Raw genomic sequence first — 15,101 nt, 5'->3', positions numbered from 1 at the left:
TAAATTGTTTAAACTATCAATTTTTACACATAAAAAAATGGCCTAAAAATTAGGCCATTTTTTATTGCATTTCTGCTATTAACTTCTTAATTTCATCAACCTTATTTAGTCTTTCCCATGGTAAATCTAAGTCTGTTCTACCAAAGTGACCATATGCTGCAACTTGCTTATAAATTGGTCTTCTTAGATCTAGGTGCTTAATTATAGCAGCAGGTCTTAAGTCAAATACCTTATTTATTATTTCAACAATCTTTTCTTCTGGAAGTTTTCCTGTTCCAAATGTATCAACTGTGATTGAAACTGGCTTTGCAACACCTATTGCATATGCAACTTCAACTTCTAGCTTATCTGCTACTCCAGCTGCAACTAGGTTCTTAGCAACCCATCTTGCTGCATAAGCTGCTGAACGGTCAACCTTAGTTGGGTCCTTTCCTGAGAAAGCTCCACCACCATGGCGTCCATATCCACCATATGTATCAACTATTATCTTTCTTCCTGTTAGACCTGAGTCTCCATGTGGTCCACCTATAACGAATCTTCCAGTTGGGTTAATGTAGTACTTTGTATTTTCATCAAGTAGGTTTGCTGGAACAACCTTTCTTATAACATGTTCAATTATATCTCTTTCAATTTGTTCTCTTGTAACTTCTGGACTGTGTTGTGTTGAAACAACTATTGTATCTATTCTAACAGGCTTATCATCTTCATATTCAACAGTAACTTGAGTCTTACCGTCTGGTCTTAGATAATCAAGTGTTCCATTCTTTCTAACTTCTGCAAGTCTTCTTGCTAGTCTATGTGCCATAGCTATTGGTAATGGCATATATTCTGGAGTTTCTGTACAAGCAAAACCAAACATCATACCTTGGTCGCCTGCACCAATTGAAGCAAACTCATCTTCTTGTCCCTTCTTTGCTTCAAGTGCCTTGTCAACACCCATTGCGATGTCTGCTGACTGTTCATCTATTGAAGTTATAACTGCACATGTATCGCAGTCAAAACCATACTTAGCTCTTGTATATCCTATTTCTTCGATTGTTCTTCTAACAACCTTTGGAATATCAACATAGCACTTTGTTGATATTTCACCCATTACAAGTACCATACCTGTAGTAACTGCTGTTTCACAAGCAACTCTTGCCTCTGGGTCCTCTGCTAAAATGGCATCAAGTATCGCGTCTGATATTTGGTCACAAATCTTATCTGGATGTCCTTCAGTAACTGATTCTGATGTAAATAATCTTCTTGCCATCTTTTTACCTCCTTTTATGTGAAAATATAATTATTAACTTTTTTTGTGCTACCTTTAGTATCTCTCAATAAAATAAATTTTAGTAAATAATATATTAAAAAGCCTCTTCAGACGAAGAGGCTTATATACATAAGACTCTCATCTGCCAGAATTAAAATTCTGCAGGAATTGGCACCATTGTGCATAAGCACCGGTTGCCGGGTTTCATCGGGCCAGTCCCTCCACCTCTCTTGATAAGAGTTTCCAATATTCAATTTAAACATCTTGACTAATATTAACACAATAATATATGTATGTCAATAACATTGTCGAAAAGTTTTTCTTAAATTAAAATAAATTTTTTAAAATAAGATATATTAATATAATCCAAATTAAAATTATAACTACTGTTCCTAAAACTTTATTATTTCTAAATCTAGAATAATCAACATCCAACTCTCTACATTCTTCAATTATATCTTTAGGCACTAATTTTAATGAAATATAAATACCTAATGGTAGAAGTAAAAAATCGTCCATATACCCTAAAACAGGTATAAAATCCGGTATTAAATCAATAGGGCTTAAAGCATATGCTATTACAATTCCTATAAATAATTTAGCATACCAAGGTGTTTTTGAATGAGTATATATCTTATAAAGCAATTCCAACTGTTTAATAATCTTTTCAGCCCACTCCTTAATCTTTTTCATAACGCCTCACCACTTAAAACTTATTCAATATAAAATAAAAAGAGACGCTTATGCGTCTCTTGGTGGGACGGGGTGGATTCGAACCACCGAAGGCTGCGCCAACAGATTTACAGTCTGCCCCCTTTGGCCACTCGGGAACCGTCCCATATATGGAGCCAGCTGTGGGACTTGAACCCACAACCTGCTGATTACAAGTCAGCTGCTCTGCCAATTGAGCTAAGCTGGCATATCTATGGTGGGCACGATAGGGCTCGAACCTATGACCCTCTGCTTGTAAGGCAGATGCTCTCCCAGCTGAGCTACGCGCCCAAATATTAAGTTTTTATTTTGGTGGGGCGAGGTGGATTCGAACCACCGAAGGCTGCGCCAACAGATTTACAGTCTGCCCCCTTTGGCCACTCGGGAATCGCCCCACTTATGGAGCCAGCTGTGGGACTTGAACCCACAACCTGCTGATTACAAGTCAGCTGCTCTGCCAATTGAGCTAAGCTGGCATATCTATGGTGGGCACGATAGGGCTCGAACCTATGACCCTCTGCTTGTAAGGCAGATGCTCTCCCAGCTGAGCTACGCGCCCACATTTTTTCTGTCGCTTTCGTTTTTTGTTATCGTCCCTCGCGACAAGTGTTATTATATAAAAGCTAAATACTTTTTTCAAATATAATATTCCCCATTTATAAAGATTATATTCATATTTCTTATATATTCTTTAAATTTCTTTAAATAACTCACTATTTTATACTTCAACTTATCCCTTCCCCCTTGCCAATATCGTACATTTAGTATAAATTTTATTTATAAAATATACTTATAAAAGGTGGGATAAGATGAAACAAATACTTGGAAAGCTTCGCAAAGCAGCAACCGACTTTAATATGATTCAAGATGGAGATAAAATAGCTGTTGGAGTTTCAGGAGGTAAAGATAGTAATTTACTTCTTAAAGCTCTTAAAATGTACCAGAGGTTTGCAAATGAAAAATTTGAACTTTTTGCAATTACTATAGATATGGGATTTGAAAATTATGATCCAACACCACTCATTAAATATTGTGAAGAATTAGGTGTTCCACATAAAATTGTACATACTCAAATAGGTGAAATTTTATTTGAGGTTAGAAAGGAAAAAAATCCATGTTCCTTATGTGCAAACATGAGAAGAGGAATATTACATGATACTGCCAAGGAACTAGGTTGTAACAAAGTTGCACTTGGACATCACTTAAATGATGCTATAGAAACTTTTTTGCTTTCTATGTTTTATGAAGGAAGATTAAACACTTTTTCTCCTGTAACATATTTATCAAGAAAGGACATTTATTTAATAAGGCCTTTTGTTTATGTTTACGAAAAGGAAATCATAGGAGCTTGTAATAAATTTAATATCCCTGTAGTTAAAAATCCATGCCCTGCTAATGGAGAAACAAAAAGGCAGTATATTAAAGATTTGATAAAACAAATTGAACATGATATACCTTTTGTTAAAGACAACATATTAGGTGCTATAATGAATACAGAACAGTTAAATATATGGGATAAAGATAGAATACAAAAAATTTGTGGCTCTAAAACAACATGATTTAATTTTCATACTTCCAAACAACATTTAACAATCTGTCATACGTTTCATTAGGAAGCCTTTCTTTAAATAAATCAAATATATCTTGGGCTTCCTCTTCTGTTACTCCATCAAATATTATATCCTTTAATTTTAAGACATCAGATGGTTTCAAATACTTTATCAATGAAAAAATAAAAGCCTTATCATCAAGGCTTATTTTATTTTCCATAGATAATAAATCATATGTTTTGTAACTAGTTGAAAGTTCAAAATTTTTATTTACATCTATATTATAGTATTCACTTATTATATAATTATCATATATATATTTTAATTTATATAAATTATTAAAGCTTTGTTTATTGTCATTTTTATTTTCTTCTTTATTTTCTTCTAGTTTTATATTTATTCCCTTATTAAAATCTTCAAAAATATATCCTGTATCCTCATCTTGAAGAATTTTAACTTCATCTTCTATTACGTCTTTACCTGTAACTTGTATTTCATTTGATCTTAAGGAAAACATAACAAACAGAGTTATCCCTGTTATCACTATTACTAAATAGCTATATATTCTCTTCATAATAATATCCCTCCTCTTTCTATATTCTTTCTCATTCTAATTTTATTTATTCACTTTTTAGTAATATTTCCCCTTAATATCTATGTATATATTATTAAGGGGGTGGAGGATTTGCCTTATAGAGATGATTTGATTGGATTGAAGGTTCACTTTAAAGATAAAGATGCCGTAAATAAACTATCTGAATATATGAAAAAATTTTTAAGTGATAATACACTCATATTATGCATTGGAACAGACAGATGTATTGGTGATGCACTTGGACCCTTAGTTGGTACACTGTTAAAGGATAACAACTTTAGACTCCCTGTTATTGGTACACTTGATGATCCAGCACATGCAGTCAATTTAGAATCAAAGATGCAATATATAAACACATTTTATGAAGATTATTTTGTAATTGCAGTTGATGCCTGTCTTGGATATTCTGATTATATAGGGGATATACAAGTTAAACTTGGACCTGTTTCACCTGGAAAAGGAGTAGGTAAAAATCTACCAAAGGTTGGAGATATATCTATAATAGGTGTTGTAGATAGTATGGATAATTCAGATATGTTTGCATTTAATTCTTCTACACGTTTAGGATTTATTATGCAAATGGCAAAGGTTATTAGCAATGCATTAATAAAAGCCTCTGACGTATTGGACGAACAAACAGATTTTTAATATTAAAAGCACGCAATTTGCGTGCTTTAATAATTTGATATTTTAACTTCTTCTAACTTTTCAATAAAATCTAAGGCTTTACCTGTACCAAGCGCTACACAGGATACTGCATCTTCTGCAACTCTAACAGGGACATTAGTTCTCTCCTGTATAAATTTATCTAGTCCCCAAAGTAATGAACCTCCGCCTGTCATTAAAATTCCTTTATCACTAATATCCGCCGCAAGCTCTGGCGGAGTCTTTTCAAGTACTGAATGAACACACTCAGCTATTTCATGTACTGGTTCTGCTAATGCCTCTCTTATTTCTTCAGACGTTACTATTATATTTTTGGGAAGCCCTGAAACCAAATCTCTTCCTCTTATTTCCATTGAAATATCTTCATCTCTTTTATATGCACAGCCAATATTTATTTTTAAATCTTCTGCTGTTCTTTCTCCAATCATTAGCTTGTACTTTTTTCTAATGTATCTAATAATTGCTTCATCAAACTTATCTCCTGCCACCTTAACTGAAGATCTAACAACCATCCCTCCTAGGGATATAACTGCAACATCTGTTGTTCCACCACCAATGTCCACCACCATAGTGCCACTTGGTTTTGAAATATCAAGACCTGCACCAATTGCAGCTGCTATAGGTTCTTCTATTAAATAAACCTTCCTAGCACCTGCATTTAAAGCTGCATCCTTAACTGCTCTCTTTTCAACCTCTGTTGCCTCACAAGGAATACAAACAACTACTCTTGGTTTACCCCAGCCTCTTTTATTATAGGCCTTTTTAATGAAATGGCTTAACATCTTTTCTGTTACATCATAATCAGATATTACTCCATCTCTTAATGGCCTTTTTGCAATAATATTACCTGGTGTTCTTCCAATCATATTTTTGGCATCATCGCCAACAGCCAAAATCTTATTAGTGTTTTTATCTATAGCAACAACTGATGGCTCTTTTAATACTATACCTTTTCCTTTAACGTAAACTAATACTGTGGCTGTTCCTAAGTCTATTCCTATGTCATTTGCAGTAAAAAATCCCATTTGACACACTCCCTACACATAGTTTAACTAAAAATATTATTCTCTTATATTTTACATTTTCCTTCTATAAAAAAAGTAAATTTTTTGTTAAAAAATAGGGAGCATGCTTATGCTTCTGCAGATTTATATTTTAATTTTGTTGCTTTTCCACCCCTAATATGCCTTTCTGCTTTATTTAAATCCAACACTTGCTTTGCTTCCTTTGCAATCTGTGGATTGATTTTAGGCAACCTTTCTGTTATATCTTTATGAATTGTGCTCTTACTTACTCCAAACATTTTTGCTGTTTTTCTTATAGTTGCCTTTGATTCAATGATGTATTTTGCAACTTCCAGTACTCTTTCTTCAATATAGTCCTTCAAGGCATGTACCTCCCTTAAATACTCTTATATCATAATATGTAAAATTTTAGTATTTTATAATCTTTTTTTAAGCAAGGGTGCAAACCATTTAGTTTGCAACCTTGCTTAAATCAACTTATTTTAAAAACTTTGTTGGATCTACAGGTATGTATTCCTTTCCATTCTTCTTTAAAACCATAAAGTGTAGATGACTTCCTTCAATAGCAACGGATTCTCTTATTGATGTATCCCCAACAACACCTATTACCTGTCCCTTTGTTACTTTTTGTCCTTCCTTTACCTTTAAATCTTCTGATAGATTGCAGTAAACAGTTTGATAACCATTACCATGATCAATTACTACTGTAACTCCATATCCTGTCTTGTTAATAGTATTAACGATCTTATCGTCTTTAAAAATCTTTACTACTTTTCCATCAGCAGCAGCCTTAACTTCAGTTCCTAAATCAGCTTCAATATCAATTCCCTCATGTGTTTCCCACTGATCTAATGTTTGGTTGTATAAAGGCTTACTGTCTTCAAATGGCTTTTTAATTTGACCATCTAGTGGCTTTTGTAGTTTAAAGGATACTACACTTCCTTGCTGCTTAGTTGCTGAATTATTATTGCTGTTATTATTGCTGTTTTGAGGATTAGTGCTTACAGATTGTTTTGGTAAATTTGATGCTGGAACAGTGTTGTTCTTATTTTTCTCTTGGATTAATGTTGGATCATTGTTCGGCTCTGTTTTCTTTGTTTCCTCTGTAACCTTCACCTCACCAAGCTTTTTGGATACATTGTTGTTATTTCTTGTAATAACTACTGCTGCTACTGCTACAATACAAAGACAGATAAATAAAATTACATAAAAACTGTCCTTGTTGAATAAATTAGATTTTTTGAAAAAGTTTTTTTCTCCCACTATCAACACCTCCATTAGTATTTTCTCCAGTTTGTGGTATTTTATACATAAAACAAAAAGCATCTTACATTAAGTAAGATGCTCATAATTATTGTTTTTTATTCATAAGTTCATCTATTTTTTTAATCTCTACTCCCTTATAATAATGCTTTAATATCTCATCATACTTTTTACCTCTTTTAGCCATCTCGTTGGCTCCCCACTGGCTCATACCTACCCCGTGACCATATCCTTTAACATTAAAGGTAACATTTTTGCTATCAATGTTTATTGTAAATGCAGCAGATTTTAATCCCATCGCCCATCTTATATCAATACCAGTAAATGTTTTATTACCTATCTTTATTGTTTTTACTCTATCTCCTTCTGTCCATTCAAGTATTTTAATCTGCTTAGCTAAATTTTTGCTTGTTATATTGACACTTGGATCTAATTCCTTTACCCTCTTTATAAACTCCTCCTTTTTCATGACTACCTTTGAATTATAGCTTGGTGTTTCCTCCTCATAAGGACTTTCAACACTCACAAGATATGGTTCCTGATATCCAAACACATAAATACTATTTTCTGTTTTCCCTCCACTTGTAGAGTGATATTTTATATGCTTTGCAACTTCACCATTATATGTTATTACCATACCCTTTGTCTCATAAACTGCTTGAGTAATCTTGTTCCAATACTCAGTTGCCAAAGATGCAGGCCAATTTCTAAACCTTTCTTCCTTTGTAATATAAGCTTGACAATGAACAGAACTACATACATCAGCACCACTGTGTTTAGCACATCCAGAACCACCATTAATTATCATATTAGCATATGCAAATGTTCTTGCTGCAATAGCCTGTGCCTTTAAAGCTTCTAATTCAAAGGCTGCTGGCATTTCTGCAGCAACTACACCTCTTATGTAATCCTCAAAATCAAGCTCAACAACTTTATTCTGTCCTTCTATAAAAACCTTTATTTTTATTGATTGTTCTTTATCATCCTTAAGCTTGTCCTCTAAATTTTGGTTTTTTAATGGTTCAGGTACAAACTGTTGAATTTTAGATATATAATAAGGCAATTTAGTATCCTGTCTTATACCTCCAGATATGATTAGGGGTATTCCTAAAATCAAAAAAAGAGTAAACAAAAAAAGGTATAGTATTTTTTTCACAAAATCCCCCCTTAAATAAGTCCTACTACAATTTTATTTTTATGATTTTAAATTTATTCCAAATAAAAGACCCCTCTAGTTAGAGGAGTCTAAAATATTTATACACTATTATTCTCTAGTAATGTCTGCACCTATTGATCTCATTTTACCTACAATATCAACATATCCTCTATCTAAATGATGAATATCCTCTATAACAGTTATTCCATCTGCTACTAGTCCTGCTAGCACCAAACAAGCCCCTGCTCTTAAATCTGTAGCATGAACAACTGCACCAGATAACCTTTCAACACCTTCTACTACTGCACTTCTTCCATCTATCTTAATATTAGCTCCCATTCTTTTTAGTTCATTTACATGCATAAATCTATTTTCAAATACTGTCTCTGTTATAATTGATGTTCCAGGGACAGTACACAAATAGGACATAAATTGAGCTTGCATGTCTGTTGGGAAGCCTGGATAAGGTAGTGTCTTTATATCTACAGGCTTTGGACTTTCAGCTCCAATTACTCTAACTCCTCCAGGAACCTCCAAAACCTTAACACCACATTCCTCAAGCTTAGCTATTATAGACCTTACATGTTCTACTATAACATTTTCAATTATCAAATCACTTTTTGTAATTGCAGCTGCAACCATATAGGTTCCTGCTTCTATTCTATCTGGTATTGGCTGATGAACTGTTCCCTTTAATTCTTTAACTCCTTGAATTCTAATTGTATCTGTTCCTGCTCCTAATATATTTGCTCCCATCCTATTTAAAAAGTTTGCAAGGTCAACTATCTCTGGTTCTTCTGCTGCATTTTCAATTACTGTTTCTCCTTCAGCTAAAACTGCAGCCATCATAATATTTTCAGTAGCTCCTACTGAAGGAAAATCAAGATATATTTTATTCCCCTTTAATTTTTTACATTCTGCCTCAACATATCCATGTCCTAAGTTTATTTCAGCTCCAAGAAGATTAAATCCCTTTAGATGTAGATCTATAGGCCTACTTCCAATATTACATCCACCTGGCATAGAAATTCTTGCTTTGCCGTATTTTGCAAGCAAAGGTCCTAAAACCAAAAAAGATGCCCTCATCTTTTTTACAAGTTCATAGGGAGGTTCAAGTAACTTTAATGCTCCATCCCTAACCTCTATTGTACCCTTTTTAATATCCATAGAAATATTTGCTCCTAAGGAGTCAAGTACACTACACATTACCTTTACATCATCAAGGTCTGGTACATCATCTATTATACATTTCTCATGGCATAATAAGGACGCGGCAATAATAGGAAGCACTGAATTCTTAGCTGAACTTATTTTGACACTTCCCTTTAATTTGTTGTTTCCCTTTACTATTATCCTCTCCATCATTTATTCCTCCAAATAATTAATACTCAACAAAAATAAGTGGACTGCCAATCCAAATATATGTGCAGTTGTTTAAACTGCTATATCTAAAGGCTATGTTTAAATTTACATATTTATCATCGCATATTTTCCTGTCCTCTAATGTTGGTAAAAAAGCTGATACACTTACTAAATTTTCATCTTCTATACCATTTATGAATATTGCCCCTCTCTTTTTTATAATGTCTACTGCCTTCTGTTTCATCTCTGCACTTGTGAGTCTACCATCAAACTTGCCAGTTATAAGTATTGAAAACTTAGGTAAGGCTCTATATTTTATGAAATTTTTAAAAATAATTTGCTTAATATTATTTATATTCATATTCTGTGCATTTTGTGAAACAGTTACAGAAGCATAAATTTTGTTATCTAAATCCTTTAACTTAACTGTTACATAACCACAACTTGTTATAGCGTTAAATAAAAACTCTTCTTCTGTTTCTGTATATTCATATGAAATTATGTCAAAATCCTTAATTAAACTTTTAGATAGATCTGCTTTATCATAATATCCCCTTATAAAACCATTCCCCTCTAGCTGTATATTTATTGTTTCTCCTCCCTCTTCATAACATGCATTTACCATATCGTTATAAATTTTATTTTGGATATTCCAGTATGTAAAAATAATCACTAAAAATATTATGAATAAATAAAACCACTTTTTCATCTGGACCACCCTCCCCTTTTTTAAAGAGTATGTCCATGAAAAAGTGGTTTTATACAATTATGCTATTTTTTGTTTACAATCTCACTTGCCTTTAATCTAGCTGTCGCCTTCATTAATTTTAGTTTTGCCTTAATATAATCTATGTTCTCACCCTTTGCTTCAAGCCTTTTCTTTGCCCTATCCAATTCCTCTTCTGCTCTTTCTCTATCAATTTCCTCTGGCCATTCTGCTGCATCAGCCATTATTATAGCTTTATTATCTATAAATTCAATAAACCCACCTGCTATAACGGCATATTTATTAAATCCATCTTGTTTTATTTTTATAACGTCAGGTAACAATGCAGCAACATATGGAGTATGATTTGCTAAAAACTGCATTTTACCTACTAAACTGGTTACTGTTAAAGATTCAACTTCACCTTTAAAAAACTTTCTATCAGGTGTAACTATCTCTAGGCTAAATTTAGCCATAACATCACCTCTTAAACTTCATATCCTAATGCCTTTGCCTTTTCTAAAACTTCATCTATTGTACCTACCATAAAGAAGGCCGCCTCTGGAATATGGTCGTACTTACCATCAAGTATCTCCTTAAATCCTCTTACAGTTTCCTTTACAGGTACATATTTACCTTGTATTCCTGTAAACTGTTCTGCAACAAAGAATGGCTGAGATAAAAATCTCTGTACCTTTCTTGCTCTAGCAACTACAAGTTTGTCTTCTTCTGACAATTCATCTATACCCAGTATTGCTATTATATCCTGTAATTCCTTATATCTTTGCAATATATTTTTTACTCTTTGAGCAGTTTCATAATGTTCATCTCCAACTACTCTAGGATCAAGTATTCTTGATGTTGAATCTAATGGGTCAACAGCAGGATATATACCAAGTTCTGCTATTGATCTTGATAATACTGTTGTTGCATCAAGATGTGTAAATGTAGTAGCTGGTGCTGGGTCTGTTAAGTCATCTGCTGGAACATATACTGCCTGAACAGAGGTAATAGAGCCATGCTTAGTTGATGTAATTCTCTCCTGTAGTGCTCCCATCTCTGTTGCAAGTGTTGGCTGGTAACCAACAGCTGATGGAATTCTTCCAAGAAGGGCTGAAACCTCTGAACCTGCCTGTGAAAATCTAAATATATTATCAATAAATAGCAATACGTCTTGCCCCTTATCTCTAAAATATTCTGCCATTGTAAGTCCAGTTAATGCAACTCTCATTCTTGCTCCTGGTGGTTCATTCATTTGACCAAAAACTAGAACTGTCTTATCAATAACCTTTGATTCCTTCATGTCATTATAAAGATCATTACCCTCTCTTGTTCTTTCTCCAACACCAGTAAAAACTGAAAGTCCACCATGCTGCTTAGCAATATTGTTAATTAGTTCTTGTATCAACACTGTCTTACCAACACCTGCACCACCAAACAGTCCTATTTTTCCACCCTTTGGATATGGTGCAAGAAGGTCTATTACTTTAATTCCTGTTTCAAAAACTTCAGGCTGAACAGATTGTTCTTTAAAGCTTGGAGGCATTCTGTGGATTGGATAGTACTCTTCTGCTTCAACCTCTCCTAAATTATCTATTGGCTTACCTAAAACATTAAACAGCCTTCCTAAAGTTTTTGGACCAACAGGAACAGATATTGGAGCATTTGTATCTTCAGCTAGAGCTCCTCTAACTAAACCATCAGTAGAGTCCATTGCTATTGCCCTTACTGTATCATCTCCAATATGCTGCATTACTTCTGCAACAAGCTCTTTACCATTATTGTCTATTTTTATTGCATTATAAATACTAGGTAGATGTCCATCCTCAAATCTTATATCCACAACAGGACCTATTACCTGTATTACTTTTCCCTTGCTCACGCTATCCCTCCTAATCCTTTAATGCTTCTGCACCACTTACAATTTCCGTAATCTCCTGAGTGATTGTACTTTGTCTTAAACGATTATACATAGTTTGAAGTTTACTTAAAAGCTCCTGAGCATTTTTAGTTGCACTATCCATCGCATTCATTCTCATAGCATACTCACTTGCTATACTCGATAAAATCGCAAAGTAAAGCATGTTGTTTAGATATTTAGGAAAAATATAATCTAAAACTCTACTTGCCCTTGGTTCAAAGTCAAATTCCCTTTTTACCTTTTCCTTTGGCCTTTCAAGTGGTAGAAGTTTTAAAGCCTCTACCTCCTGCTTAACTGGAGAATAGAATTTTGTATATATTAGATTTACTGTTTTTACCTCACCATTTTTATAGGCATCTATAGCATGCTTCATTATTTCAACGGCATCCCAATATACAGGATAGTCACCCACCTCAACATACTCTGCAATTGTATCGTAGCCTCTTCTTCTAAAATAACTTCTTGCCTTCTCGCCAACTGTTATCAGCCTTACCTTTTTATTTTCCATCTCTTCAACAGCCTTTTTAATTACATTTGCATTGTAACTACCACAGAGTCCAGAATCAGATGTAATTATTATATAAAGGTCTGTATCAACTTTATTTTTATTAAAATATATACTTTCTTCAGCATCTTTGCTCAATGCTAGTGTATTTATAACTTCATTGAACTTATTTATATATGGTTCATTTTTTTCTGCTCTTACTCTAACCTTTTTGAATTTAGAAGTTGCAACCAGCCCCATAGCTTTAGTTATCTTTTGTGTATTCTGTACAGATTTTATTCTACGTTTTAAATCTATAAGCCCTCCTGCCATATAAACACCTCCAGAAGGGTATATTATTTAAATGTACCCTTAAACTCATTGATAGCATCATCTAGCATCTTTTTGATTTCATCTGTTAACTCCTTCTTATCAACTATGGCACTTAATACTTCTCTTTTATGAGTCCTCATAAACTCTAAATATTCCTTTTCAAATCTTCTAACTTCTTCAACAGGTATATCATTTAAGTAATTATTTATAGCTGCATATAGAATAGCTATTTGTTCCTCTACAGGCATAGGAGAATACTGATCCTGCTTTAAAATTTCAACTAGTCTTTGTCCCTTTTCAATTCTAGCTCTTGACTCTTTATCAAGATCAGAACCAAACTGTGCAAAGGCGGCAAGTTCTCTATATTGAGCAAGTTCTATTCTCAGCATTCCTGCAACCTGCTTCATAGCTTTAATTTGTGCAGAACCTCCAACACGTGATACAGAAATACCAGGATTTATAGCTGGTCTCACCCCTGAAAAGAATAGATCTGCCTCAAGGAATATCTGTCCATCTGTAATGGATATTACATTTGTTGGTATATAAGCAGTTACATCACCTGCAAGTGTTTCAATTATAGGTAGTGCAGTCATTGAACCTCCACCTAATTCATCTGAAAGCTTAGCTGCTCTTTCAAGAAGCCTTGAATGTAAATAAAACACATCTCCAGGATATGCTTCACGTCCTGGTGGTCTTCTTAAAAGTAGTGACATAGTTCTATATGCCACAGCATGTTTTGATAGGTCATCATATACAATCAAAACATCTCTTCCATTGTACATAAACTCTTCTCCCATAGCACAACCTGCATATGGGGCTAAGAATTGAAGTGGTGCTGTATCTGAAGCTGAGGCAGATACAACTATTGTATAATCCATTGCACCAAATTGTTGTAGGGTATTTACAATATGAGCAACTGTTGATTGTTTTTGTCCTATTGCAACATATATACATATAACATTTTTACCTTTTTGATTAATTATTGCATCTATTGCAATTGCGGTTTTTCCTGTTTGTCTGTCTCCAATTATAAGCTCTCTTTGTCCTTTTCCTATTGGAACCATTGAATCTATAGCTTTAATACCTGTTTGCATTGGCTCTTTAACTGACTTTCTATATATAACTCCTGGAGCAACAACCTCAACTGGTCTTGTTTTATTTGTTTTAATTGGTCCTTTCCCATCAATTGGCTCTCCCAAAGCATTAACTACTCTACCTATTAATGCTTCACCCACAGGCACCTCAACTACTCTTCCTGTTCTTTTTACAACATCTCCTTCCTTTATTCCCTGCTGACTACCAAATAAAACAGCACCAACATTTGACTCCTCAAGGTTTAATGCCATACCATATACACCATTTGGAAACTCTAATAGTTCACCAGCCATACAGTTATTAAGTCCATATATTCTTGCTATATCATCACCTATTTGAACTATTGTTCCAGTATCCTCTATCTCAAATTTATTTTCATACTCCTCAAGTTGCCTTTTTAATATCCTTGTTATTTCATCCGGTCTTATACTCATATTATCACCTCATCCTTCTTTAAAAGTTGTCTTTTAATCCTTTCAAGTCTCCCCTTAATTGTTTCATCAATTGTTTCATCTGAAACCTTTAAATATACTCCACCTATTATCGATTTATCCACTATATTTTCAATAATCACTTCACAGTTGTATTTATCTTTCAACTTATTCTTTAAAAGCTCTATTTCCTCATCAGTAAGCTCAACTGCCGTCTTAACTTGAGCAAATTTAACACCAATGTGTTCATAATATCTCGATTTTAACTCTTCATTGACTAAAAATATGTCTTCAATTCTATCATGTGTTATAAGAAGAATAATAGTCTTTATAAGTTCCTCTGGAGTTTTTCCTCTTAATGAATTATTTATTACATTTATCTTCTCATCATCCTTAATTTCTGGATGTACTAAGAAATCATAAAATTCTTTGTTATCATTAAGAAGTTTGCAGAACTTATCAAGATCATCAACACACTCCTTAAGGTTCCCTGTATTAATTGACTCCTCCAAAAGAGCCTCAGCATACTTTGCTGCCACTAATTCATGCAT

16 protein-coding genes, 6 tRNA genes and 1 riboswitch are annotated in these 15,101 nt (G+C 33.7%); of the genes, 2 read left to right on the top strand and 20 right to left on the bottom strand.

Annotated elements, in window-relative coordinates:
* Positions 1 to 61: 61 nt before the first annotated feature.
* The 8 genes from metK to TCEL_RS01460 all read right to left on the bottom strand — a co-directional run bounded on the left by metK (position 62) and on the right by TCEL_RS01460 (position 2,522).
* Complete coding sequence (gene metK / locus TCEL_RS01495; RefSeq protein ID WP_018660386.1) at positions 62 to 1,252, bottom strand: methionine adenosyltransferase; 1,191 nt, start codon at positions 1,250 to 1,252, stop codon at positions 62 to 64.
* 135 nt (positions 1,253 to 1,387) lie between these two features.
* Positions 1,388 to 1,492: riboswitch (SAM riboswitch) on the bottom strand.
* Positions 1,493 to 1,579: 87 nt separating this feature from the next.
* On the bottom strand, positions 1,580 to 1,945 hold the full coding sequence (locus TCEL_RS01490) for a YkvA family protein (protein ID WP_018660384.1): 366 nt from the start codon (positions 1,943 to 1,945) through the stop codon (positions 1,580 to 1,582).
* Between the two features lie 60 nt (positions 1,946 to 2,005).
* Positions 2,006 to 2,090: transfer RNA gene (locus TCEL_RS01485), tRNA-Tyr, on the bottom strand.
* A gap of 5 nt (positions 2,091 to 2,095) precedes the next feature.
* Positions 2,096 to 2,171, bottom strand: a tRNA-Thr gene (locus TCEL_RS01480).
* Positions 2,172 to 2,178: 7 nt separating this feature from the next.
* Positions 2,179 to 2,254: transfer RNA gene (locus tag TCEL_RS01475), tRNA-Val, on the bottom strand.
* Positions 2,255 to 2,273: 19 nt separating this feature from the next.
* Positions 2,274 to 2,358, bottom strand: a tRNA-Tyr gene (locus TCEL_RS01470).
* Between the two features lie 5 nt (positions 2,359 to 2,363).
* Positions 2,364 to 2,439: transfer RNA gene (locus TCEL_RS01465), tRNA-Thr, on the bottom strand.
* A gap of 7 nt (positions 2,440 to 2,446) precedes the next feature.
* Positions 2,447 to 2,522, bottom strand: a tRNA-Val gene (locus tag TCEL_RS01460).
* 250 nt (positions 2,523 to 2,772) lie between these two features.
* On the opposite strand from TCEL_RS01460, the gene TCEL_RS01455 reads away from it, so the two are divergent.
* On the top strand, positions 2,773 to 3,522 hold the full coding sequence (locus tag TCEL_RS01455; protein WP_018660382.1) for a tRNA 2-thiocytidine biosynthesis TtcA family protein: 750 nt from the start codon (positions 2,773 to 2,775) through the stop codon (positions 3,520 to 3,522).
* 1 nt (position 3,523) lies between these two features.
* Here TCEL_RS01455 and TCEL_RS01450 read toward each other — a convergent pair whose 3' ends face one another.
* On the bottom strand, positions 3,524 to 4,087 hold the full coding sequence (locus tag TCEL_RS01450) for a hypothetical protein (protein WP_018660381.1): 564 nt from the start codon (positions 4,085 to 4,087) through the stop codon (positions 3,524 to 3,526).
* A 111-nt stretch (positions 4,088 to 4,198) separates the two neighbouring features.
* Here TCEL_RS01450 and yyaC point away from each other — a divergent pair, with 111 nt between their 5' ends.
* Positions 4,199 to 4,756, top strand: a complete 558-nt coding sequence (yyaC, locus tag TCEL_RS01445) for a spore protease YyaC (protein ID WP_018660379.1) — start codon at positions 4,199 to 4,201, stop codon at positions 4,754 to 4,756.
* A gap of 26 nt (positions 4,757 to 4,782) precedes the next feature.
* Here the strand turns inward: yyaC and mreB are convergent, their stop codons facing one another.
* The 11 genes from mreB to atpH form a co-directional block, all read right to left on the bottom strand.
* Positions 4,783 to 5,799 carry a rod shape-determining protein gene (gene mreB / locus TCEL_RS01440; protein ID WP_018660378.1) on the bottom strand — a complete coding sequence of 339 codons (1,017 nt, stop codon included), beginning with the start codon at positions 5,797 to 5,799 and terminating at the stop codon, positions 4,783 to 4,785.
* Positions 5,800 to 5,906: 107 nt separating this feature from the next.
* Positions 5,907 to 6,161 carry a sporulation transcriptional regulator SpoIIID gene (gene spoIIID / locus TCEL_RS01435; protein ID WP_018660377.1) on the bottom strand — a complete coding sequence of 85 codons (255 nt, stop codon included), beginning with the start codon at positions 6,159 to 6,161 and terminating at the stop codon, positions 5,907 to 5,909.
* Between the two features lie 115 nt (positions 6,162 to 6,276).
* On the bottom strand, positions 6,277 to 7,062 hold the full coding sequence (locus tag TCEL_RS01430; RefSeq protein WP_018660376.1) for a M23 family metallopeptidase: 786 nt from the start codon (positions 7,060 to 7,062) through the stop codon (positions 6,277 to 6,279).
* 88 nt (positions 7,063 to 7,150) lie between these two features.
* Positions 7,151 to 8,218 (bottom strand): stage II sporulation protein D, encoded by a 1,068-nt coding sequence (spoIID, locus tag TCEL_RS01425; protein ID WP_018660374.1) that lies wholly within the window; start codon positions 8,216 to 8,218, stop codon positions 7,151 to 7,153.
* 108 nt (positions 8,219 to 8,326) lie between these two features.
* Positions 8,327 to 9,580: a UDP-N-acetylglucosamine 1-carboxyvinyltransferase gene (gene murA, locus TCEL_RS01420; RefSeq protein ID WP_198010629.1), complete on the bottom strand. Its 1,254-nt coding sequence runs from the start codon at positions 9,578 to 9,580 to the stop codon at positions 8,327 to 8,329.
* Between the two features lie 19 nt (positions 9,581 to 9,599).
* The gene (locus TCEL_RS12690) at positions 9,600 to 10,289 is read right to left on the bottom strand and encodes a YwmB family TATA-box binding protein (protein ID WP_018660370.1); all 690 of its coding nucleotides are present in this window, start codon (positions 10,287 to 10,289) and stop codon (positions 9,600 to 9,602) included.
* Positions 10,290 to 10,351: 62 nt separating this feature from the next.
* On the bottom strand, positions 10,352 to 10,762 hold the full coding sequence (atpC, locus tag TCEL_RS01410) for an ATP synthase F1 subunit epsilon (protein ID WP_018660368.1): 411 nt from the start codon (positions 10,760 to 10,762) through the stop codon (positions 10,352 to 10,354).
* 11 nt (positions 10,763 to 10,773) lie between these two features.
* Complete coding sequence (gene atpD, locus TCEL_RS01405) at positions 10,774 to 12,168, bottom strand: F0F1 ATP synthase subunit beta (RefSeq protein WP_018660366.1); 1,395 nt, start codon at positions 12,166 to 12,168, stop codon at positions 10,774 to 10,776.
* A 10-nt stretch (positions 12,169 to 12,178) separates the two neighbouring features.
* A complete protein-coding gene (gene atpG / locus TCEL_RS01400; protein WP_018660364.1) occupies positions 12,179 to 13,024 on the bottom strand; it encodes an ATP synthase F1 subunit gamma in 846 nt (281 codons plus the stop codon).
* Between the two features lie 23 nt (positions 13,025 to 13,047).
* The gene (gene atpA / locus TCEL_RS01395; RefSeq protein WP_018660362.1) at positions 13,048 to 14,553 is read right to left on the bottom strand and encodes a F0F1 ATP synthase subunit alpha; all 1,506 of its coding nucleotides are present in this window, start codon (positions 14,551 to 14,553) and stop codon (positions 13,048 to 13,050) included.
* Positions 14,550 to 15,101: an ATP synthase F1 subunit delta gene (atpH, locus tag TCEL_RS01390; RefSeq protein WP_018660360.1), complete on the bottom strand. Its 552-nt coding sequence runs from the start codon at positions 15,099 to 15,101 to the stop codon at positions 14,550 to 14,552. Before atpH ends, atpA begins: the two co-directional genes overlap by 4 nt.

This window comes from Thermobrachium celere DSM 8682 (genome assembly GCF_000430995.1).
Lineage (GTDB): Bacteria > Bacillota > Clostridia > Clostridiales > Caloramatoraceae > Thermobrachium > Thermobrachium celere.
The sequence above is the reverse complement of the archived record's forward strand: the minus strand, read 5'-3'. Positions and strand labels throughout refer to the sequence as shown.

Bases quoted from the DNA above. Each gene is read 5' to 3' on its own strand.
- TCEL_RS01450 (WP_018660381.1), bottom strand. From the start codon at position 4,087: ATGAAGAGAATATATAGCTATTTAGTAATAGTGATAACAGGGATAACT.
- mreB (WP_018660378.1), bottom strand. From the start codon at position 5,799: ATGGGATTTTTTACTGCAAATGACATAGGAATAGACTTAGGAACAGCC.
- metK (WP_018660386.1), bottom strand. From the start codon at position 1,252: ATGGCAAGAAGATTATTTACATCAGAATCAGTTACTGAAGGACATCCA.
- TCEL_RS01490 (WP_018660384.1), bottom strand. From the start codon at position 1,945: ATGAAAAAGATTAAGGAGTGGGCTGAAAAGATTATTAAACAGTTGGAA.
- murA (WP_198010629.1), bottom strand. From the start codon at position 9,580: ATGGAGAGGATAATAGTAAAGGGAAACAACAAATTAAAGGGAAGTGTC.
- atpC (WP_018660368.1), bottom strand. From the start codon at position 10,762: ATGGCTAAATTTAGCCTAGAGATAGTTACACCTGATAGAAAGTTTTTT.
- atpG (WP_018660364.1), bottom strand. From the start codon at position 13,024: ATGGCAGGAGGGCTTATAGATTTAAAACGTAGAATAAAATCTGTACAG.
- TCEL_RS12690 (WP_018660370.1), bottom strand. From the start codon at position 10,289: ATGAAAAAGTGGTTTTATTTATTCATAATATTTTTAGTGATTATTTTT.
- TCEL_RS01455 (WP_018660382.1), top strand. From the start codon at position 2,773: ATGAAACAAATACTTGGAAAGCTTCGCAAAGCAGCAACCGACTTTAAT.
- atpA (WP_018660362.1), bottom strand. From the start codon at position 14,553: ATGAGTATAAGACCGGATGAAATAACAAGGATATTAAAAAGGCAACTT.
- atpH (WP_018660360.1), bottom strand. From the start codon at position 15,101: ATGCATGAATTAGTGGCAGCAAAGTATGCTGAGGCTCTTTTGGAGGAG.